The 20,282-nt window shown below is 55.3% G+C and carries 19 protein-coding genes and 1 CRISPR repeat array; of the genes, 13 read left to right on the forward strand and 6 right to left on the reverse strand.

Annotation, left to right across the window (positions count from 1 at the left end; translation table 11 throughout):
* The first annotated feature begins 62 nt into the window (after positions 1 to 62).
* The 3 genes from HMPREF0178_RS12685 (at position 63) to HMPREF0178_RS22600 (ending at position 1,575) form a co-directional block, all read left to right on the forward strand.
* Complete coding sequence (locus HMPREF0178_RS12685; RefSeq protein WP_009368446.1) at positions 63 to 449, forward strand: hypothetical protein; 387 nt, start codon at positions 63 to 65, stop codon at positions 447 to 449.
* Positions 450 to 538: 89 nt separating this feature from the next.
* On the forward strand, positions 539 to 754 hold the full coding sequence (locus HMPREF0178_RS12690; protein ID WP_009368447.1) for a hypothetical protein: 216 nt from the start codon (positions 539 to 541) through the stop codon (positions 752 to 754).
* Positions 755 to 774: 20 nt separating this feature from the next.
* Positions 775 to 1,575 (forward strand): Bro-N domain-containing protein, encoded by an 801-nt coding sequence (locus HMPREF0178_RS22600; protein ID WP_009368448.1) that lies wholly within the window; start codon positions 775 to 777, stop codon positions 1,573 to 1,575.
* A 64-nt stretch (positions 1,576 to 1,639) separates the two neighbouring features.
* On the opposite strand, the gene HMPREF0178_RS12700 is transcribed toward HMPREF0178_RS22600, so the two are convergent.
* The 6 genes from HMPREF0178_RS12700 to HMPREF0178_RS12725 all read right to left on the reverse strand — a co-directional run bounded on the left by HMPREF0178_RS12700 (position 1,640) and on the right by HMPREF0178_RS12725 (position 4,387).
* Complete coding sequence (locus HMPREF0178_RS12700) at positions 1,640 to 1,900, reverse strand: Txe/YoeB family addiction module toxin (protein ID WP_009368449.1); 261 nt, start codon at positions 1,898 to 1,900, stop codon at positions 1,640 to 1,642.
* Between the two features lie 2 nt (positions 1,901 to 1,902).
* A complete protein-coding gene (locus HMPREF0178_RS12705; protein WP_009368450.1) occupies positions 1,903 to 2,157 on the reverse strand; it encodes a type II toxin-antitoxin system Phd/YefM family antitoxin in 255 nt (84 codons plus the stop codon).
* A gap of 127 nt (positions 2,158 to 2,284) precedes the next feature.
* Entirely contained in the window at positions 2,285 to 2,689 is a 405-nt protein-coding gene (locus tag HMPREF0178_RS12710; RefSeq protein ID WP_009368451.1) for an ASCH domain-containing protein, read from the reverse strand.
* 47 nt (positions 2,690 to 2,736) lie between these two features.
* Complete coding sequence (locus HMPREF0178_RS12715) at positions 2,737 to 2,934, reverse strand: hypothetical protein (protein WP_009368452.1); 198 nt, start codon at positions 2,932 to 2,934, stop codon at positions 2,737 to 2,739.
* Between the two features lie 128 nt (positions 2,935 to 3,062).
* Positions 3,063 to 3,995 carry a Rha family transcriptional regulator gene (locus HMPREF0178_RS20540; protein ID WP_009368453.1) on the reverse strand — a complete coding sequence of 311 codons (933 nt, stop codon included), beginning with the start codon at positions 3,993 to 3,995 and terminating at the stop codon, positions 3,063 to 3,065.
* A 53-nt stretch (positions 3,996 to 4,048) separates the two neighbouring features.
* Positions 4,049 to 4,387 (reverse strand): hypothetical protein, encoded by a 339-nt coding sequence (locus tag HMPREF0178_RS12725; RefSeq protein WP_009368454.1) that lies wholly within the window; start codon positions 4,385 to 4,387, stop codon positions 4,049 to 4,051.
* 168 nt (positions 4,388 to 4,555) lie between these two features.
* Here HMPREF0178_RS12725 and HMPREF0178_RS21040 point away from each other — a divergent pair, with 168 nt between their 5' ends.
* The 10 genes from HMPREF0178_RS21040 to HMPREF0178_RS12765 all read left to right on the forward strand — a co-directional run.
* Positions 4,556 to 4,780, forward strand: a complete 225-nt coding sequence (locus HMPREF0178_RS21040) for a helix-turn-helix transcriptional regulator (protein ID WP_009368455.1) — start codon at positions 4,556 to 4,558, stop codon at positions 4,778 to 4,780.
* A 591-nt stretch (positions 4,781 to 5,371) separates the two neighbouring features.
* A complete protein-coding gene (locus tag HMPREF0178_RS12730; RefSeq protein ID WP_009368456.1) occupies positions 5,372 to 8,605 on the forward strand; it encodes a CRISPR-associated endonuclease Cas3'' in 3,234 nt (1,077 codons plus the stop codon).
* A 14-nt stretch (positions 8,606 to 8,619) separates the two neighbouring features.
* On the forward strand, positions 8,620 to 9,864 hold the full coding sequence (locus tag HMPREF0178_RS12735) for a hypothetical protein (protein WP_009368457.1): 1,245 nt from the start codon (positions 8,620 to 8,622) through the stop codon (positions 9,862 to 9,864).
* Positions 9,861 to 10,694: a type I-F CRISPR-associated protein Csy2 gene (locus tag HMPREF0178_RS12740; RefSeq protein WP_009368458.1), complete on the forward strand. Its 834-nt coding sequence runs from the start codon at positions 9,861 to 9,863 to the stop codon at positions 10,692 to 10,694. Before HMPREF0178_RS12735 ends, HMPREF0178_RS12740 begins: the two co-directional genes overlap by 4 nt.
* Before the next feature lie 13 nt (positions 10,695 to 10,707).
* Positions 10,708 to 11,769 (forward strand): type I-F CRISPR-associated protein Csy3, encoded by a 1,062-nt coding sequence (csy3, locus tag HMPREF0178_RS12745; RefSeq protein ID WP_009368459.1) that lies wholly within the window; start codon positions 10,708 to 10,710, stop codon positions 11,767 to 11,769.
* A 2-nt stretch (positions 11,770 to 11,771) separates the two neighbouring features.
* Entirely contained in the window at positions 11,772 to 12,365 is a 594-nt protein-coding gene (locus tag HMPREF0178_RS12750; RefSeq protein ID WP_009368460.1) for a type I-F CRISPR-associated endoribonuclease Cas6/Csy4, read from the forward strand.
* Positions 12,356 to 13,309, forward strand: a complete 954-nt coding sequence (cas1f, locus tag HMPREF0178_RS12755) for a type I-F CRISPR-associated endonuclease Cas1f (RefSeq protein WP_009368461.1) — start codon at positions 12,356 to 12,358, stop codon at positions 13,307 to 13,309. The genes HMPREF0178_RS12750 and cas1f overlap by 10 nt, the downstream gene beginning before the upstream one ends.
* 97 nt (positions 13,310 to 13,406) lie before the next feature.
* A CRISPR array of direct repeats spans positions 13,407 to 13,854; the repeat unit is 28 nt; unit sequence GTTATCCGCCGAGTAGGCGGTTTAGAAG.
* 155 nt (positions 13,855 to 14,009) lie between these two features.
* A complete protein-coding gene (locus HMPREF0178_RS12760; protein WP_009368462.1) occupies positions 14,010 to 15,074 on the forward strand; it encodes a type I restriction endonuclease in 1,065 nt (354 codons plus the stop codon).
* The gene (locus HMPREF0178_RS21570) at positions 15,049 to 15,354 is read left to right on the forward strand and encodes a hypothetical protein (protein WP_157134931.1); all 306 of its coding nucleotides are present in this window, start codon (positions 15,049 to 15,051) and stop codon (positions 15,352 to 15,354) included. The genes HMPREF0178_RS12760 and HMPREF0178_RS21570 overlap by 26 nt, the downstream gene beginning before the upstream one ends.
* 220 nt (positions 15,355 to 15,574) lie before the next feature.
* Positions 15,575 to 20,282, forward strand: a 4,708-nt coding sequence (locus HMPREF0178_RS12765; RefSeq protein ID WP_009368463.1) for a phage tail tape measure C-terminal domain-containing protein, incomplete at its 3' end; no start/stop codon positions are given.

Genomic DNA, 20,282 nt, shown 5'->3' on the forward strand with positions numbered 1-20,282 from the left:
TCCTTTTCCGGCGGGACTATTCTCCAAGAACCACTTCAACTTTCAGCCAAAGGATCAACATCATGAAATTCGTAAATGACGCCACAGCCAAGGATACCGCCTTCATCAAATGCTTTCCCGACGATTCCGGCGTGTATGCCCGCGTCCTGACGGAAACCGAGCTGGATACCCTGCGCGTAAAATCCCGCACCTTCAACGGCAACGAGAAGCGCACCCCCGAACTCATGGATCGCCGCTTCAAGATCCTACACCTGCAACGCGCCCTCTCCGGCTGGGAAGGGCTCGAATTCGAAGACGGCTCGCCCATCCCCTTCTCCAAGGAAATGATCAAGGAACTGTGGGAAGTGAACCCCAACCTCATGGGGATCATCTATTCCTGCGTGTCCAGCGAACTCTCTTTCGTGAAGGCGGCGGAAGAAAAAAACTCCGTGACTGGTGCGGACGCCTAGCGGACAACGCGCCAAGCTGTGACGAATGCCGGGAGACATGGGCGCTCGACGGGCTGGAACCTCCCTGCGGCGCCTGTACCTCATCGGAAGTGGAACTCCTGCCCGACAACCTGCAAGCCATGCATATCTGGCAAATCTGCGACATCCACGCCCGCGACTTCGTGGGCATGGTCGGGCAAGCCCGCCCTGTCCGAATTGAAGCCGTCCGCGCCGAATGCGACCGCACGGACGACCCGGAAGGGAATTTCCAGAAGGTCATGCTCATTGAGGCGGTTCTGTTCCCGGTGCGGTACTTGAAAAAATGACAGCAACCCGAGGGATTCATATGAACATGTTGAAAGTTTTTGAAAAAGCGGAATTCGGCAGAGTTCGCGTCGTGGAATGCGAGGGCGAGCCGTGGTTTGTGGCCAAGGACGTGTGCGAGTGCCTGGAACTTACTGATGTGAGCAAAACCATTTCCCTTTTGGATGACGACGAAAAGGGTACGAACAGTATTCGTACCCCCGGCGGAGAACAGCAAATGCTCGTCGTATCCGAACCCGGCCTCTATTCCCTCATCCTCCGTTCCCGCAAACCGGAAGCCAAGGCGTTCAAACGGTGGATCATTCACGAGGTCGTCCCTTCCATCCGCAAGCGCGGCCTGTATGCCACGGAAGCGGTGATGGATCGCATCCTCGACGATCCCGATTTCGGGATTTCCCTACTCCAGCAGTACAAGTTCGAGCGGGAACAGCGAAAACTCGTGGAAGCACAGCGCGACGAGGCCGTCCGCACCAAGGCGGAAATCGGCTCCCGGCGCGAGGCCACGGCGATGAACACGGCAAGCCGCCTTTCCAAGGAAAACGACCAGCTCCGCGACGAGATCGGGGACAGCCGGACATGGAAACAGGTGAAGGCCATCCCGTGGCTGGAAGAGGTCTTTGAGGTGTCACAGGCCATGTACTCAGTGGCCGGACGCAAGCTCTCCGACATGTCCCGGCGCATGGGGTACGAAATCAGGGAAGTCGAGGACAGCCGATACGGCAGCGTAAAGGCGTACCATATGGATGTGATTGAAGCATTCCGCCATGCACTGAAAGCCGACCGCAACATGCTCTGGAAGTATCGGCGCAGGTGCGCCGCGTAGGGATTGCCGGACATGGTAAAAAAGCCCTGCTCGTTGATGAAACGAACAGGGCTTTTATCTCAATTCAATAATGGTAACGACATTGGAGTACGATCAGGGCTTCGCTTCGTTCGTCCACTTTGTAGACGAGGCGATCTTCCTGATTGATACGGCGCGACCAGCATCCGGCAAGATCGAACCGGAGCGGTTCCGGCTTCCCCAGCCCTTCAAAGGGGTTTCGCATGGCATCACGCAGCAATTCATTGATTCGTTTGACCGTGCGCTTGTCCGTATGTTGCCAATAAAGGTAATCCTCCCACGCCTGCGGCGTCCACGTAAGCAGCATGATCAATCCTCCAGTTCATGCGGAATGGCCTTGCCTGTATCTGAGGCCTGTATCGCTTCCCTGAGGCGTGCGGCGTTGACGGGTGAACGGAGCAGGTATGCCGTCTCCATGATGGAATTGTAGTCCTCAAGAGACATCATGACCACAGAGGGTGATTTTTGCCGGGTAATAATGACTGGTTCATGATGATCGCAGACGCGGCTCATGGTTTCAGCAAGGTTCTGCCGTGCTTCTGAATAGGTAATAGCCTGTGACATGATTGGCCTCCTTTTGTACAAATATATGTACAAATAAAAGTCCCGTCAAGGGAAGACGAATCTAAAAATTGTCCGCCCCTTCACCGTCTGATTCATGTGCAAAGCTTCCTTCCGGTCGGGGCTCCATTCAATCGTCCAATACGTTCCTGTCATGCCATCCTGGGCACAGCGTCAGTTCCGGGCCTCTCCAAGGCCACGGGGCAACGATGCCTTTGACGGGCACCGGTACGACCTCACGCGGGTTGGCAAGCTCCCATGCGAAACCGTACATCTCGTCCTCGTAATCCTCGCAGCACGCCGCAACAAGGTCTTTCCGCGTCATAGGGCGGCATCCCACCACATCCACAATGCCGAGGGCCACGCCCACTGGCAGGCGTTTCCCGTTGTCCAGTTCGATGATCGCGCTTTTCGAGGCGCAAATGACCAGCGGGCCGCGCCAGTTGAACGGTTTTGACCTCCATTCGATGGTCTTTTCCCCGATGACAATCTGCGACGCGAACGGCTGGCGCACTGACAAGGCTTTCATTTCCATAACTCCGCTCCTATGAGAAGCCGGGGCATCCACCCCGGCCTTGTGTGTTACCTGAGCCATCCCGCCAGCCATGCCGGGGCAGTCACCAACATGGGGCGCGGGCACCACATGATCCGCGCTTCCCCCGGTTCGACCTCCACCCCGTAGCTCTCCCGTTTCTTCGGCGTCTTCGCCTTCTTCGGCTTCGATTCCTTCTTCCTGATGCGCTCCGCAATCGTCCGGTGCGGCTTTTCCTGTTCCAGCATTCCTTGCCCCTTATGCGAAAGCCCCCGTTTCCGGGGGCCGTTCGTCTATATTCCCATTTCCCTGATGAGCATCGTCACGATGCCGAGCACGTAGCCGCACATCCAGATTTCGAGGCGGGTAATCGGGGTCATGCCGTGCCCCTCGCCAAGAGCTTGTTGACGATGCGCGACGCGCTGATGGCATGGTGCATCTCCTTGAGGCCGTCCTCAAGGGCTGTACGGGCATCGTAGACGGTGAAGCTGAGAATGTCCGTTACCGCATCCGTGGGCACGATGCGTTCCGTCGGTATCCGGCTCAAGAGCAAGCTGAACGAAGACCCGGCGACCCGATGATACTCCTGCACCAGCTTGCCGAACTTCTGTCTTGTTTCGGCGGCAAAGCCCAGCCATTCGTCTTCAAGGCGTTCCAGCGCCTCTACCCTGAGCGCACAGAGGGCCTTTTCCGTCTCCGTCAGAGGCATGGGCGCGTTCCCCGGCAAGGCAGGCGGCGTGGGCCGTAGCTGCTCCTCTACCCATGCCACGGCGTCGGGTATCCATTCCTCCGGCAGTTCCGTGATCTTCTCAAGCCCGAAATGGGCGTTGAGCATCGTCCAGCATTGGGCGTGAAGGAGGCCGGACTGGGACGCCCAGACCTTGACCAGCCTCTCAAGAGGCTTCCGGCTGACGGTCGATGAAGGCGAGAACTTCCGGGGTGCGGGCGGCAAGGCCCCTTCCCGCTGGCGCTGTAACTCGGCCTCCAGCGCGTTGAAGGCTTCGATGTAGGCCAGCTTGAAGCGCATGGCCTCGGGGCCTGTATAGCCCATCACCAAGAGAGTGAAGCCGTCCTTGAAGATGATGAACATGGGTAGGGAACGCCCGGTATTATCCAGATAGTTACTCACCACAAAATTGTGGGCAGTAAATTTTTCCGGGCAGTTATCCATAATATTGCGAACATCCCGCAATACAACATCGTGACGCTTCTTGAAGAACTTGGCGATCTCCAAAGAGGTAGTGGCGGGGCGTCCGTCGTGTAAGACGACCGAAGGCGCGGGCATGGGCATGAGTTCGCACTGTGACATATGATTCTCGCTTTCTTTGTGGCCCGGCAGTCTCCCGCCGGGCCTCGTTCGCTCTAGAGGTCGTCGCCGGGCTGCTTGGTCGTCTGCGCGATCACGCAGAAACAACCGCGTTCCGTGTAGTCACGGGCGAAGTCTTCGGCCCCCTTCTGGTTGTAGCACCAGTGCAGACGGCGAGGCTCCGTTTCCGAAGTGCCGGGCGCGAAGACGATGCACAGCCACCACTTGCCGTACTCATGGCCTTCAGTGACGTTCGGCAAGCTCAACATGCGCTTGCGGGCTGCTGCGGCCCCTTCCTTCATGCGCCGGGTTTCGTCCGCATAGTTGGCGAACAGGGCGTCAATGCCGTGAGGCTTGACTGTACCGCGAGAATCGGTAATCTTCTGATTAACCATACAATACTCCTATGCTCTAGGGTTTTGTGGTTAGGCCCTCGGCAGTGGTAACGACACTTCCGAGGGCTGTTTTGTTATTGCCTTTCCGATGGTTCTGTTGTAACTAATTACCTCATATCCTGTCAATAAAAATTACTTAATTACAACAAAAAATATTTTAGGTGCACAATGTTTAAAAGTAATATCAGAGAGTTAATGAATAAAAAAGGCTTTACAATACGTGATTTATCTAGTCAAACAGAATTATCCACGCGTACAATCCACCGCGCCACTCAAGACGACACCATTGGCGGTTGTCAGCTCAACACGCTGGCGAAGATCGCGGACGCCCTCGGCGTGAAGACGAAACGGCTGTATGAAGAGGTGGAAGAGCACGAAAAAGAACACTCTTAACTCCTTACGCTCTATGGAAAAATATTGATTGGCATTTTTTGATTAACAAATAATCTTTAAAAGGATAAATTTATATTTTATCCGCCTACACGGCGGTCTAACATACTAACAATCTGTAAAAATTCTAAACCACCTTTGGGTGGATAAAAATACTATGTTTTTTGAGACTACCTAGCTTCAGTTTCTTCGTCAATAGCAGAAGATTCACATGTGATAATAGCCGCCTACACCTTCTAAACCGCCTACACGGCGGACAACCGCAACGGTCGCCTTTTGATTTTATCGAGAATCTTCTAAACCGCCTACACGGCGGACAACGACACCGTGCGCCTCGACCCTTCGAGCGATGACTTCTAAACCGCCTACACGGCGGACAACTAGAGCGATACGAGACAATATCTTTATCTTTCAAAGGATTACATCTTGGCACCCTCCAATAGCTTCGTTCGCATCGCCTCTTTTTAACTACTTTATTCCAAAAGGTTTTTCCGAACAACTTTTTTTGAAGCCAAAAGGAAGCTACAAAAAAGATGAGATGCTGTTCCCCGTGTCATATTGCTCTCATCTGTATAAACCGATACCTTTTCTTCTATGCACGTCATCTTCATTTCCGCTTGTCAGAAACGGGCCATCCGCCGCAGCCGCGCCATACTGGACAGCTACGCCCTGCGCGCAGGGGAACGTTGCTGGATGTCGCCCATGACGACCGAAGGGTTGCAGGAAGTGCGCGCCGCTTTGGCCCGAAGCGCTACACGGCAGACTTCCGTGGCCTGCTACCAAAACGATGGGCGCCGCCGTATGAAGTTACTCTGGATAGTGGGCGCACGGGGACGTTTCGGGCCGGAAGGCCATTTCCCAGCAGGGTATCGCCGGATTACCACTCCTGTGCGTGTGTCCGAGTGGGTTCGCCATGCCGGGTTAGCGGCGCGCTTGGCGGGCCTGCTGCATGACTTGGGCAAATATTCTCTGAAGTTCCAGAAAAAGCTGCGAGGGAAAGCGGAGTTGGCCGATGCCGTGCGGCATGAATGGATTTCGCTCAAGTTATGGCAGGCGGTGCGATCCGGCATGGACTGGAAGACGGCATGGGCGAACGTATATACAAAACGCCTCGAAATGTTCATAGGAGAACGGGAGATTTGCAACGCCTCGCGCTATGGCCTTGCTTCGGCACAGGAATGCGTGGATGCGCTTGTTTCCACACATCATGGCCTGTTCTCCTCTCGTCTGCCCTGCCCGGAAGGCAGGCTCGTACGGGAAAACCTGCCCCGCCCGCCTGATGCCGCGCTTTTCACCACGTGGTCCGAACCTGAAGGTTCCTTTTGGGAGCTCGCGCAACGGCTGGACAAACGCCTTTCCGCAGCGGCTGTGGGCATGGCGGGTGAAGCATGGATTCCGTACTGGAGGGCCGTTTTTCTGTATGCACGCGCGGCTCTTGTCTTTGCGGATCACACTGTATCGGCGTTGGAGTGCCCGCCTGACAAAAATACCTCGCTCGCCTTCGCCAACACGCATGCCGCACCCGATGGACGCCGCTTGAATCAACGCCTCGCCGATCATTTGTCCCGCGTTTCGGAAAAAGCGGCGGATCTGGTTTGGCGCATGGCGAACCTTGTGGAGCGTCCCGAAGCATCCCTGACGGGCCTACAACCCTGCTCGCTGGAGGCCGTTTTGCGCCCGGCGGATCCGGAAAGCCGTTTCGTATGGCAAAATACGGCGGCTGATGCGCTGGCAGAAGCGCGGGAGGCGTACCCCACAAGCGGTGCCCTTGTTTTCAACATGGCGGGAACCGGCAGCGGCAAGACACGCATGAACGTGCGCGCGGCCTGCGTTCTCTCCCGCAGCGTCACTCCCCGGTTTTCCATCGCCTTGAACCTGCGTAGCCTTACATTACAAACGGGACGGGCCCTGCAATGCCAGCTTGGCCTTTCCGACAGCGATCTCGCTACGGTTATCGGCGATGAGGTGACGCGGAAACTGTTCAATGCTTCCAACATCAAAGAAAACATTGCCGCCCCGTGGTCAGACGATGACGGCAATCCTGCGGAACCGGAAGCGCTGACCTCCGGCGGAAACTGGCCATTGCCCGCATGGCTGGAATCCTTCTTCCCCAAGCCGCAGGAGCGGCGCATCGTTGGCGCTCCTCTGCTGGTTTCCACCATCGACTACCTGATCGCCGCCGGAGAACCACATCGGCAAGGACATCACGTCAAAGCCCTGCTGCGCCTCATGAGTGCCGATCTTGTCCTCGACGAAATCGATTCCTATGAACCCGAATCCCTTGTCGCCGTACTGCGCCTTGTCCAGTGGTGCGCGTTTTTCGGGCGCAACGTCATCTGTTCCTCAGCCACACTGTCCCGCCCCGTAGCGCAGGCCGTGGAAGCGGCCTATGCTTCCGGCGCGGAAATGGCGCGCGCATTGCGGCATGGCAAGAGCGCTTGCACTGACGAGGAAAAGTCCCGTTCCGAGGCAAAGACGCTGTATGTACTGGCGTTCATTGATGACGCCCTGCCGCCGCTCATAAAAGCCGTGCCCCATGTGCCGGAAAAAGGCCGAGCGGAAAGGGCTGCGGCCCTGCTTGCACTGTACGACAGCCGGGTGTCCGCACAGTTGGAGGCCATAGCCGCCTTACCCGTGTACCGCCATGCCGAACTGCTCCCGATGGCTGAAGAAAGCGTCGGCACATGGATGGGTGCCGTGACCGTGGGAGTTCAAAAACTGCACGCCCGCCACGCCCTGACGGATGCCCGCTCCGGCGTGGCGTACTCCTTTGGTTTGGTACGCGTGGCGAATATCGCAACAGCCGTGGACGTGGCCCGGCATCTGGCGAAAGAACTGCCACAGGCGCGTGTTGCTTGCTATCATGCGAACGACTGGCGCATCGCCCGTTTTTACAAGGAAAAGAGGCTGGATTTTTTGCTTTCCCGTGCCCAAGGCGACAAACATGTTACAGCCGACCGCGAGATCCGTGCCTTTCTGGATGAAGCCGCGCGCGAGGGACGCCCAGACGTGCCTTTCATCGTGGTTGCCACTCCGGTGGAAGAGGTGGGGCGGGATCACGACTTCGACTGGGCCGTACTGGACGTGTCCAGCGCCCAATCGCTGGTGCAGGCTGCGGGCCGGGTCAACCGGCACCGCCTGCGCTCTTGCGGGGATGCGCCCAACATTGCCGTGCCACAGTTCAACTGGCGGCATTGCCGTAACCGCGACAGGGGCGAACCGTACGTGCCTGCATTTTGCTGGCCCGGTTATGAGGGAAAAGGCAAGGATAGGTACTCCATCCATGATCTGGCCCAAATCCTGCCGTGGCGCGAGGGACGGCTCGTCATAACGGCGGACGTACGCCTTGGCGAGGATTGCCGCCTTGCCAGACGCGACGACAAGGCCATTGCGAAGCGGCTGTTTCCGTATTTTGGGCCAGAGGCCAGCGAATACTCTTTCGTTGCGGAGCGTTCGCCGGCCGCCCTGCTTTCCGAATGGGTTTACAACGAGACACCGTTGCGCAATCGTATGGGAAGAACGGAAACGTGGCGCTTGGGACGTGACGCCGAACGCCTTGGCGATGTCTACGAGGCATTTGTATATCAGGGAGAACGGCGTGGCTCTGGCGGACAGTGGGTGGAGCGCGACGAGCGTTCCTTCCGGGAAGTCGATGCCCTGCCCAATGCATGGCTCTGGCTGGATGCCGAAACCATGCGCACCCAATGCGAAGCTGTCGGGGTGGACGAAGAGCGTGCGCTCTCGGCTGAACTGGTTTCATACAGCGATACTGACAGATGGGAATATGACAAGGGATTCGGCATTGTCCGCCGTCCGGCGGCGGGATGACAAGGAGACAAGAAATGGATGAACCGAACATGGAGGCGGACGGCGGACAGCAGGAACGCCAGGCCAAAAATGAAAAAACGTGGAAAGCCTATCCACCAGAAACCTATCGCAACACAATCGCGGAACTTGTTCATTTCAGCTCGAAAACGGTCAACTCCAACGCGGCCCTCGCGGGGGTGCGCCTCGCTTCGGACGATGCTCTGGATGCCCCTTATGTCTCGGCCCGTACGCTGATGGCGCGGGGGGTGTCCCTTTCGCTGGACTACGGCAAGGGCGGCGCGGCGGTGGCGGGCATCTGCAAACAGGTGAATGCCGTGGTACGGGGCAATCCCTTTGCGGAAGCCGCATCGTCAGAAGAACGTCTCGCCATCGAGGACGCCATGACCGGAGCGTGCTCCTCGGCCTTCAGCGTCGGCGTTGAGCATGTGGATCACCGTTTGCGCCAGATCCTGATTCCCAAAGAAGGCGCTGAAGGTGGTTATGTGTCCATGACGCCCATGACAGCGGGCGGGATATGCGAACTGCTCTTCGAAAAGGACAACGGGCTGGTGCCCCGCCATAATGCCGCGTGTGAAGAGGAAGGGAAGCGCACCGGAAAGCCCGAAAACGGAGAGGAGGTGGGGAACGCCCCCCGCATGAAGATGCGCAAGCTACGGCAGGCGCAGTTCGGCATCGGCGGTTCCAACCCCCAGAACGTTGGTGGTCTCGTACGGGTCATGCAGCGCCCGCTCTTTGTGGATGCGCCACGCAGCGCGGATGACTTGAGAGCAGCTTTTTCCCTCTATTACAAAGGAATATCTATCGATTTTTCCCTGCCCGGTCCTCTGAGGCAAGCCCTGCTCGCCTACGCGGATTTTCGGCGGCGGCATGGATTGGACAATGGGGAGTCCGCTACGCCCGGGCGAACCGATTTGAAAGCGCGGGAGGAAGAGGAAGCCCTTCTGGGGAACATCGCCGCCGCTGTCCTGCAACGGGCTGACGAGGCCCGGGAAATGCTACGGGATTATGCCGTTATGCTCCCGCAGGAACAGAATCCTGAAACAGGAACCGAGGCGCTGGTCTCGCCGGAGTTGAGGCCGATTGCGATGCGCGGCTTGCTTGATCCCGCCTTACGCGACGGTACATGGCCCCGCGATATGGCGTGGCTGGTGATCGGCGGCATGGAACATGCCTCATATGCCAACGGAAACCGAGTGATGGTTCTGGACGTGACAGCGACCGCGACGGTTGCGGGGCGTTTGGAGGAGGCGTTTCGATGAGCTATCTTGTCTTTCCCCGCGTGCGGGTTCAGGCCGCCAACATGCTTTCCGCCTCTTTCCTGATGGGCGGGCCGCCGGTCTTCGCTGCCTACGGCCTCGGAGAAGCGCTCTGCTTTCATCTGGGCGGAGGGGCTAAAGTGACGGGCATGGCTCTGATCCACCACAACCGCGAGGCGCTGGGGCAATCTTTTTACGGCGTCTTTTCGCCACAGCAACGGCGAGCCGCCGCGTTCACGTTCGGCAAGTCGGCCAACGGCAGCGACTACTCTTCGAAAAACCCACACGCCCTTTCTTTGCAGCCCGTGGCCTGTGCCCATCTGCGCGTGAGCATCATCTGGGAACTGGAACAGGTGGCGGGCGTGATGGAGGCCCGTGAGTTTCTGCACCGGGCGCGGCTTTCCGGCGGCCTCGTGACGGGGCACGGCGAAATCGTCCTCGAAGAGTCTCTGGAGGCCGCGTTCGATCGCATCGGAAACGGGTATGTCGTCAAGGACAGGAGGGATATGCTCGAAAACCGGGGCAAGAATCAGGCCGAACTTCTGGTGGAAGCGCTGGGAGCGCAGCCTGCGGCTGGAGAGGACAACACATGGCTGTCCGCAGCCTGCCTCGGCTACGCAGCGATCACACCTTTCGAGCACCGCAGCGGAGCGCGCTGCGGCTATATACATGCCTTTGCCGAGCCTCTGGTGGGCATGGTGCAATACCGTTCCTTGCGCCAGTGGCGGAAGGAAGCGGATGTGGAAGAGGCTTTCTGGCGCCCCGTATGGCTGGGTGATCGGCGGGGTGCATTTGTGCTGCGGCAAGAACAAGCGGAACCTGAGGATATGTAAGGAGACAAATATCATGGCAAAAAAATTGAATAAACTTCCGGGCGTACTGTCGTTTCAGCGCTGCCTTCTGGTGACGGATGGCCTCTTTTACAACGAATTGGACAATGGGAACCTGAGCCCTCTGTGGGTGATAAGACACGGCATCCGTGGAACGCAGAATATCAACAAAGCCAGCAAAGAAGGACAAGCGGCTTCCGCCAGCGCCAAACGGGAAGAAGTATCCAATATCCAGACGACGGACAGCGCCAAACTCGACGCCAATGCGTCGGCCCTACAAGTGCGTTTCAACCTGCGCGGCATGGATATCAAAAAAGCGTTGTTCGCCTGCGCTCCGGGACAGAAAGACTCCATAGATGACCTGAACGCCTTCAAGGCCGATCTGGCGGCGTTTGTCGACCGGGCCAAGGAGAGTGAGACGTTGGTTCACCTGGCCTGCCGCTATGTGCGCAACATCGCCAACGGACGTTTTTTGTGGCGTAACCGCGCAGTGGCAAGTTCCGCTACGGTTGAGGTGCTCTTGCCCGACGGTACGAAAAAAATGTTCGACGCGCTGGCGACTCCCTTCAATCATTTTGAAGAGGTAAGCGATGACGAGCGTGCTGTGGCCGAAGTGCTGGCGCGCGGCTGGAAAGGCGACCCGGCAACAGAATTGCGGGTGACGGCCCACGTCGATCTGGGGGTCGGTGGGGCCGTTGAAGTCTTCCCTTCGCAAAACTACCTTGAGAACAAGGCACGCGGGTTTGCCCGCCCCCTGTATTGCGTGGGAGGCGCGCCGGACGGACAGGATCAGCACAGCGTACGCATCATGGGACAGGCGGCCTTGCGTGACCAGAAGATCGGCAATGCCCTGCGAACCATCGATACATGGTATCCGGCCTATGAGGAGCGCCGTGTGCCGCTGCCCGTGGAGCCCAACGGCGCAAGCCTCGATGCACAGGAATTCTTCCGCAACAAGGGCGATGCATCCGGCTTCAAGCTGATGCTCCGCGTGAGCGAGCTGGACCCCATGACGCCTGATGGGCTGTTCCTGCTGGCCTGCATTATCCGTGGCGGCGTCTTTTCGGGGAGTGAATGATCATGAGGCCCCAATGGTATTGTGATGCCCTGCCGCTGATCGTGGGAGGCGATACGGGCGCAAGCGGGCCGGTGCTGCGGAACCGTATACTGGGCTTGCTGCACGGCGTATTCTCCCAGCGCCCCGGGGCATTTGCCGTCGCTTTCCCCGGGAGGGAACAACTGGCCGTATTGCCTCTCCCCTTGACGGGGGCGTTGCGCGTTTTCGCTTCCTCCCGTGAAGACATGGACTGGCTGGCGGAAAACGTAATTTCACAGCCGTGGTTTCGGGATTATGCGCGATTGTCTTATCCCCGGGCTGTCCCTGATGATTTTTGCGGGGATTGGGTACGTTTCGTCAGATACAGAGTACCATCGCTGTCATCGGATCGCCATGAAGGCGAGGAGTATGGACAACTGCGGAAACGACGTATGGAGCATGCCCGCAAGGCGGGAATGGCCTATTTCATCCTGCACAGCGCAGGGACGGAACAACGTTTTTCGCTGGTTGTGAACCGTGAACAGGGAGAGCCGCAACGGGAGGAATGCACACCCAACGGCTATGGTTTTTGCGTGACAAGCAAGCCCTTCTGTCTGCCGGAACTTCCATGGGCATGAAGAGGCAAGCCGAACCAAGGCCGCTCCTGCTCTCCAAAAGGGCCAATGTCTTTTATCTCGAACATGCCCGCGTAGTGCAGCAGGATGACCGTATCGTCTATCTGACGCAGGACGGGGGAGAATTCGAGCAGATGTTCAATATCCCCGAGCGGAATACGGCATTCCTGTTGCTGGGCAAAGGCACTTCCATCACGGATGCCGCTATGCGGCGTATGGCGGCATCCAACGTGATGGTGGGCTTTTGCGGAACGGGCGGATCGCCTTTGTTCGGAGTGTGCGACATCGCTTTCATGACACCGCAAAGCGAGTACCGCCCGACGGAATATATGCAGGCATGGGCGGAAATGTGGTTTGATCCCGCGCGACGGCTGGAGAAAGCCCGCTCTTTCCTCAGGCGGCGGGCACAGGTGACGGCGGAGTGTTGGCGGAAAAACGACTATCTCCAAAAATTGGGAATAGTCCTGTCCGATACCGTACGGGAGCGTTTCCGTTCGGATCTGGAACAGGCCAAGGATGTTCAGGAGCTTTTGCTGGCGGAGGCACGCTGGGCCAAACGTTTGTATGCGGATCTGGCGCGAGGACATGGATTTTCATTCGCTCGCGAAGAAGGCGCGCGGCGTTCAACCTCAAAAGCGGATGTCTGCAACGGTTTTCTGGATCATGGCAACTATATCGCGTATGGGTATGCCGCTGTGGCGCTTTGTGGCCTTGGGATCAGTTTTGCCATGCCTATCCTGCATGGGAAGACGCGAAGAGGCGCGTTGGTATTTGACCTCGCGGATGTGGTCAAGGATGGTTACGTCATGCCGCTGGCCTTCGAATGTGCCAAAGGAGGAGAGACACAAAAAGATTTCCGGCAACGCCTTATTGAGCACTGCCAAGAGGAAGAGGTTTTGGACTTCCTTTTTGACTTCATGAAAAACCTGTGTGTAAAAAACACATGATATAAACGTGTTACATCTAGCTCGCCAAAACGAAACTTTCAAAAGGATTTGGAATTCAATCTCCTGAAAAATAAGGATTTTGTTTTCAAAAACTCTAGTTATCCGCCGAGTAGGCGGTTTAGAAGTGCCCCGTAGAGATCAGCGGCTTATGCATCTCGTTATCCGCCGAGTAGGCGGTTTAGAAGAAGCTGGAGCTTCGGCTCGTAGATGCCTTTTAGTTATCCGCCGAGTAGGCGGTTTAGAAGTTGAGCGCGGGGGCGATGATGGCTTGGAATCCGTTATCCGCCGAGTAGGCGGTTTAGAAGAAGCTGACAAAGAGCTAGAGAAAAAGATGGGGGTTATCCGCCGGGTAGGCGGTTTAGAAGGTGTCCATGAGCGGTGAATTCGGTATCGTTGAGTTATCCGCCGAGTAGGCGGTTTAGAAGAGCCGCGTGAGCGGAACCTCGCGCTTGAAGTTGTTATCCGCCGAGTAGGCGGCTTAGAAGTCACATCCGGGCCAGCGCGAATCCCCGCAGCCGTTATCCGCCGTGTAGGCGGTTTAGAAAACTTCCCGGCATCCCTCTTCCATTCGTAGGTCGTTTAGAAAAGGCCAGGAGGTTGCCCCCCCCGAAAGCCCCTTCCTCACGGTTGGGGCTTTTTCTCGTCTGCCCTTGACATAGACTCGTTTATATGGCGTGAGAGGGAAAGGAGGAATTAGACTATGGATGCAGCAAAAATAGCGGCACTGGCAGAAAGAGTACGGCAAGTACAGGGACAGTCGCTCAATGAAGCTATGACCAAAAATTCTCTGATCATGCCTTTCATAAATGCTCTAGGCTATGATGTATTCAATCCCTCTGAGGTTGCGGCAGAGTACACTGCCGATTTTGGGACAAAACGCGGAGAAAAAATAGATTTTGCACTTCTCAAAGAAGGGAATCCCGTAATCCTCATCGAATGTAAACCTCTTGGCGCCCCACTTGACACAGGAAAGTGTTCTCAACTCTTTCGATATTTTTCCACACAACCTGCCCGTATTGGTATTTTAACGGATGGGTGCCGCTATCTTTTCTTCAGCGATATTGATCAACTAAATATCATGGACACAAAACCTTTTATGGAAATCAACCTTCTTGATTTCAACGAAAGATACCTCCCAGAAATTCAAAAACTCGCAAAAGAATCCTTTGATGAAGATGGTATTGTCAGCGCTGCTGGAAATCTAAAAATGGCTCGGGCTGTATACCTTCTCTTTTCTGATGACATGTCAAATCCATCCGATGAATTTATAAGACTTTATGCCTCTCAATGTTATGATGGTGGAAAAATTACTTCAACCATTCGAGAGCAATTTAAGCCAATTATAAAACGCGCTGTATCAGAATATATCAACGATCAAATTAATAAAAGGCTTGAGTCTGCAAAAACTGTAGAAGAAAAAATAGAAATAGAAACTTCTTCACAACAAATTCAAGAACAAGAAGATGATAATAATGGAATTATTACAACAGATGAAGAGTTTGCATCACTGTATGTCATTCAAGCTATTGTAAGAGGTGTTATTGAACCTAGACGAGTATATTTACGAGATGCCAAAACATACTGTTCCATTATTATAGATAATAATAACAGAAAACCCCTTTGTAGGCTTTTTTATGATGTAAAAAATCCATATGTTATTATTTATGATGAACAAGCTGAGGAAAAAGCCTATGTAAAAGAAGTTGAGGATCTATACAATTATGCTCAGCGATTTGTAAATGCAGCTCAAAAATTTGCTGAGTGAGGGAACTATGTACGGTATTGGGGAAAAAGAACTTTTGTTTATTGTCATTCCTATTATTTGTTCAATTTTATCATACAGTTTTGCAAAGAAAAAAGGCCGCTCTGCATGGGGATGGGCGCTCGCCAGCCTTTTTATTCCCCCACTCATAATTGTAATCCTTGTACTCAATCCTACTCAGAAAATAGTCGAACGCGACGGCAAGGTTCAATGTCCGTATTGTAGAGAGTGGATTTATCCTGATGCAAAATTATGCCGATTTTGTAAAAAAGAATTGAATTGACCCATTGATAAAGCCCCCTTCCCTAAGGTTGGGGGCTTCGCGTTCTTCATCCCACCATATGTCCTTCCGTCAGTCATCTCCCCTGCTCTAAAAACACTCAGACAATCCCTTGCCCCTCTCCCCTCTTCCAACCGTATACTCGAAAAACCTTCCAACAACCTCTTGCAAGACATCGGAGGGAACGTGGTAGGGTTGGGGTAACTTTGTGAGGTGATGGGGTATGGCTGTATTTGCGATAAAGATGGATGCGTCCGATGTGAAGCGGGGAGCGGCTGAGGCTGCGGCAGCCATGAAGGACGTGGCAAAGGCTGCGGAGCAGGCGTCTTCCAGCATCGGCAAGGCCACCGGCACGGCCAAACGGAATTATGATGGCTTGTCCGAGGCCGCCAAAGCAGCGGGCATGTTCAACGACAGCCTTGGTCGGCTTCATGCCTCTAACGGACGCTTTGCCTCATCATCCGAAAAGGCGGCGATCCAAGCCCGCGCCGTCGGTTCCAATTCTGAGAAAGCCGGAAAACAGGTCAAAAGTATGGGGACGGAAACCAATTCCGCCGCCATCGCCCTCAACAAGGCCGCCACCGTTTCCAATGAGCTTAATCGAAAGCTCATGTCGCTCGCCCAGACTGCTCTCGCTACCTATTCGGCATACAAGCTTTTAAGTGGAGCTGTTGCCGCGACCAGTATAGGCATTCAGGCCAATTCTGCTTGGGAGTCGCAAAAACTCTCCATCGCGTCCATCGTATCCTCCACGAACCAACTTGCCGACGCACAAGGCAGGGTGCTTGAGGGAGCTGAGAAGTTCATAGCATCCCAACACGTAGCCGAAGAACTGATGAAGCGCATTCAACAGCTTGGCCTCGAAACCACAGCTACGACACAAGAACTGGTGACGGGTTTTCAGGCGATCATCGCCCCTGCTCTGAAAGCCGGATACGCCCTCGAAGAAATTCCTGAGCTTGCTACCAGAGCAGCGCAGGCTATGGGCGCTTTCCAGATCCCGATTCAGCAGATGCGGACAGAAGTGGAAGCTCTGCTCTCGGGGAACATCAATAAGGCTCAAGATCTCCTCGCCCCATACTTAAATATCAGTAAAGAATTGGTGAAAGAATGGAAGGCCCAAGGGATTCTTGTTGAGGAAATCAACAAACGGCTGGAGAGTTTCAAATACTCCGGTGATGCAATCGCGAACACATGGGAAGGATTAGTAAGTAATACAAAAGAATATGTAGAATTCATCTCTCGCGGCTCTACGGACGGCTTATTCAACTCGATGAAGGCATCCATTTCTCAGCTTCAGCAACTTCTCATCACGTTCAATAAAGAGACAGGAAAACCTGAAATAAGTCAGAATATTAATAATATTAGAGAAGCATATGAGCGTTTGAATAATTTCATAGGGGACAAAATCCTCACTGCAACATATGCGTTTTCTGACGCTCTCCGTGATCTGAATGATGCAGATACACTTGCGAACCTTGAAACAACATTTTCCAACGTTTGGGATGCTGTCGTAAGCATCGGAACGGGAGCAGGAGAAGCCGCTCTAGAAATTGGTTCCATTGCTACAGCAGCAATTGATGGATGGAATAATCTCCCGGATACAATTCGTGAAATCGGTCTGTTTGGCATTGCTTTATATGGGAAAAAGGGCGTACTCACCCTTGCTGGCGTAGCTGTAGCAAACCGTTTTATCCAAAACACAATGAAGGCCATAGCGTTGGTTCAAAGTGGCGAACTGAGTAATTCGGAATGGGCCTCCATGACTGGTGACGAGCTTGATGAGTGGATAAAAAATTATGAGAAAAAGCAAAAACAATCTATAGATGCAATATCCGGCTATTCAAAAGACAAAAATGCTGAAGCATTAATATTTATACGAAACCAATATAGAGAACAAACAGCATCCATAGAAAAAGAACTTCTGGAGCAACAACGCCTTTATGAGATCTATTCACAAAATGCTAAAAATTACGACTTTGATATTTATGGACGAGAAGCGGCACAAGAACAGGCCGACAACATCGCACAACGAATAGACGCGATAAAAAGCAAGCTCAATGAAGTAACCGACACGCTGCGTTCTATTAATCAGGAGGCTACCTCTTTTGATTTAGAAGAATTATTTCCGACAGCGCCATTTTCTGATTCTACAGCCTCTTTCGTCGGGCTTCTCACTACTTCAAGGCTGTTTGGACAAAGCCTCTTCACAGCGAAGAAGGCAGTTAACGACTTGGACGGGACAACTGCTGAAGTTTCTTTCAATCTGAATTTTACAGGTGGTGCGCAAAATTTCCTGAGCGGAGATCCCGGCGAAGGAACCCCCTTTGCTATTGACGCATGGAGACAAGCTACACTTGGCTTTTTCAAAGAAATGCAAGATGGCATCAGGGCTACATCTACGCTCGGCAAAACTGCTGCAGACGACGGCAAAAAGAAAGCGAAGCAGATCGAATCAGCCCTGCATTCCGTTGAATCCGAGCTGAACCGCCTCCAGATGACGGATGCTCAGTTCAAGCAATGGCAAGTCAACGAAAAAGTCGAGAAGTTGGAAAAACTTCTTGGTGCATCGAATCCCAAAGTTATCGAACTCCGGGCGGCTCTCGAAAAAGAACTTCACGACAACATCCTGAAAGATATCTTGTCCTATGCCGATCCCGCAGCCGCAGCCGTCGCCAAGGTAGACAAAGAATATCAGGATTTTCTTAGTAATATCGAACTGCTCAAAAAGTCCGATCCGGCACACTACACGCAGCTCATGACCAAGGCCGAAACGGAGCATGAAAAGGCTCTCCGCAAGGCCGAGCGGGCCAGTAAGGAGCAGAACGAACACCTTCAGGAGAAGCTTTCCTTCTATAAGGAGCTTGAGGAAATGTCCGGGGCGTTCGGCCTGTCCCTTGAGGTGCAGAACCGTCTGCTTGATGAACAGATGGAAATCTTCCGTGACGCGGACATCCCGGAAAATCTCATCCAGACGTGGCGGCAGTACAAGGACTTGATGAACTCCCACGATTGGGCGGACGGCGCGCAACGGGCGTTCCTCCAGTACCGGGCCGACGCGACCGACGCGGCGAAGGGTGCTGAGGAAGCTTTTTCCTCGCTCTATTCTGGCATGGATTCCGGCTGGAAATCGGCATGGGAACAGATGATCGAGACGGGCAAGGTGTCCCTGTCGTCGTTCCGTTCCGTGTTCGCGTCCTTCCTTGCCGATTTGATGCATATGGCCATCACCCGGCCCATCACCGTCCAGATTGCGGGCGTGGTGTCAGGGATGCTCGGCACGGGTGGGGTGGCGTATGCGGCGGGGGGCAATGGCGGAGGGGCTGGTGGTTTGCTTGGCAACGTTCCGCTTTCCAACCTGTCCAGCTTTCTCCCCGATTCATTCACTTCCGGTTTGTCCGGCATCATGGGGGCGACTCTTCCGGGTACTGTTTCCGCGCTGACGACGCCGGGAGCATACACGGCGGGGGAAATCCTGCTCATGCAGGGCGGCGGCACTACGGCGGGTACGGTGGGCGGTCAGGCCGCGCTTATGTCGGGCGGGCTTTCCCTTGGCTCCGCGCTCATGTACGGGGGGCTCGGTTCGCTCGGGTATTCTCTGCTCGGTGGGGCGTTGGGGCTTCCCCAGAACAAGTATAGTGGGCTTACGGCAGGGCTTGGTGGCGCACTTGGCGCATGGGGCGGCTCGGCGCTCGGGAGTTCCGCCGGTATTGCGGCAGGTTCGGCCCTTGGTTCCGTGGTTCCCGTGGTAGGCACTGTCCTCGGCGCCATCGGCGGGGGCCTGCTCGGTTCCCTCTTTGGCGGCGGACGGCGGACCCACGCCAGCGTGTACGGCAAAATGGAGGACGTGGGCTTCTCCCGTGACCAGCAGACCTACATTGATGCCTTTATGGGCGGGGCTTGGTATGACCGGGCCGGGAAGAAAGAAGCCGAGCCGTTCGCGCAGGGTATCGCCCAAGTCGCCAGCCAGACCGCCGGGAGCCTTTTGGATATCGCCGGGGCGTTGCCTGAGCAGATCCGCCAGAACGCGCTGTCCGGTCTTGAGACGGCAACATGGTCCGCCGGACGGGGTATCTCCGACGCCTCGTGGAACTTCCAGTGGTGGAAAGAAGGCATGGCCGAGGAAGATCTCGAGGAAGCGGCGCAGGATATGCGCAACCAGATGACCGCCGTAGCCCAACAGGTTTTCTCGAACGCGGGCATCTCGCAGTTCTTTGATTCGTTCGACGTCACCACCGACGAGGGGTTGCAGAAGGCGTCCACGGCGCTTTCCGCAATCAGCGCGGTGAAGAGCGCGACCGACGCCATCAAGAGCCCGCTGTCCGAGATGGAGCAACAGGCGCAGTCCGCCAGGGCGCAGCTCGACGCATGGACGCAGGGCATGAAGGATTCGGGCGTAAACGCGCAGTACGCGGCGGGGCTCATCAATGAGTACCGGACGGCCTTCATCAACGACTACATCAAGACGCTGGACGAGTCCTTGCACCCGCTTTCGGCCTACGAACAGGCCATAAAGGATGCGAACGAGGCCGTGGACCAGCGCAAGAAGTCGCTTGAAATCATCGGGGCGACGGAATCGCAGCTTGCGCAGGTCGAGGCCATGCGCGCCGAGGTGGTGAAACAGGCCACTGAGGAAATGCTGCGCTCGTTCGACCAGTCCGTCGCGCAGCGGTGGGCGGCGGTGAACGGCAACAGTGATGAGGTGGGCCGGGCCATATCGCAAGCCAACGAGTTGCGGGAGACGATCCAACAGTTCGGGGAAGGCTCCGCGCAGGTGGCGGAACTGTTGAAGCTCCACGCGGCGGAGACGGCGAAGGCCGCGCAGGACGCCGCGAAGTCCGAATACGATTCGCTCAAGGCGCAGATGGATGCGCTGGACAGCAGCGGGTCCAGCTTCAGCAACAGGCGATACAGGAACAGATCAACGCCAT

The organism is Bilophila sp. 4_1_30, assembly GCF_000224655.1.
Classification (GTDB): Bacteria; Desulfobacterota; Desulfovibrionia; order Desulfovibrionales; family Desulfovibrionaceae; genus Bilophila; species Bilophila wadsworthia.

What these genes read in the sequence shown, in the direction of transcription:
- HMPREF0178_RS12685 (WP_009368446.1), top strand. Translation starts at nt 63, where the DNA reads ATGAAATTCGTAAATGACGCCACAGCCAAGGATACCGCCTTCATCAAA.
- HMPREF0178_RS22600 (WP_009368448.1), top strand. Translation starts at nt 775, where the DNA reads ATGAACATGTTGAAAGTTTTTGAAAAAGCGGAATTCGGCAGAGTTCGC.
- HMPREF0178_RS12700 (WP_009368449.1), bottom strand. Translation starts at nt 1,900, where the DNA reads ATGCTGCTTACGTGGACGCCGCAGGCGTGGGAGGATTACCTTTATTGG.
- HMPREF0178_RS12705 (WP_009368450.1), bottom strand. Translation starts at nt 2,157, where the DNA reads ATGTCACAGGCTATTACCTATTCAGAAGCACGGCAGAACCTTGCTGAA.
- HMPREF0178_RS12710 (WP_009368451.1), bottom strand. Translation starts at nt 2,689, where the DNA reads ATGGAAATGAAAGCCTTGTCAGTGCGCCAGCCGTTCGCGTCGCAGATT.
- HMPREF0178_RS12715 (WP_009368452.1), bottom strand. Translation starts at nt 2,934, where the DNA reads ATGCTGGAACAGGAAAAGCCGCACCGGACGATTGCGGAGCGCATCAGG.
- HMPREF0178_RS20540 (WP_009368453.1), bottom strand. Translation starts at nt 3,995, where the DNA reads ATGTCACAGTGCGAACTCATGCCCATGCCCGCGCCTTCGGTCGTCTTA.
- HMPREF0178_RS12725 (WP_009368454.1), bottom strand. Translation starts at nt 4,387, where the DNA reads ATGGTTAATCAGAAGATTACCGATTCTCGCGGTACAGTCAAGCCTCAC.
- HMPREF0178_RS21040 (WP_009368455.1), top strand. Translation starts at nt 4,556, where the DNA reads ATGTTTAAAAGTAATATCAGAGAGTTAATGAATAAAAAAGGCTTTACA.
- HMPREF0178_RS12730 (WP_009368456.1), top strand. Translation starts at nt 5,372, where the DNA reads ATGCACGTCATCTTCATTTCCGCTTGTCAGAAACGGGCCATCCGCCGC.
- HMPREF0178_RS12735 (WP_009368457.1), top strand. Translation starts at nt 8,620, where the DNA reads ATGGATGAACCGAACATGGAGGCGGACGGCGGACAGCAGGAACGCCAG.
- HMPREF0178_RS12740 (WP_009368458.1), top strand. Translation starts at nt 9,861, where the DNA reads ATGAGCTATCTTGTCTTTCCCCGCGTGCGGGTTCAGGCCGCCAACATG.
- csy3 (WP_009368459.1), top strand. Translation starts at nt 10,708, where the DNA reads ATGGCAAAAAAATTGAATAAACTTCCGGGCGTACTGTCGTTTCAGCGC.
- HMPREF0178_RS12750 (WP_009368460.1), top strand. Translation starts at nt 11,772, where the DNA reads ATGAGGCCCCAATGGTATTGTGATGCCCTGCCGCTGATCGTGGGAGGC.
- cas1f (WP_009368461.1), top strand. Translation starts at nt 12,356, where the DNA reads ATGGGCATGAAGAGGCAAGCCGAACCAAGGCCGCTCCTGCTCTCCAAA.
- HMPREF0178_RS12760 (WP_009368462.1), top strand. Translation starts at nt 14,010, where the DNA reads ATGGATGCAGCAAAAATAGCGGCACTGGCAGAAAGAGTACGGCAAGTA.
- HMPREF0178_RS21570 (WP_157134931.1), top strand. Translation starts at nt 15,049, where the DNA reads ATGCAGCTCAAAAATTTGCTGAGTGAGGGAACTATGTACGGTATTGGG.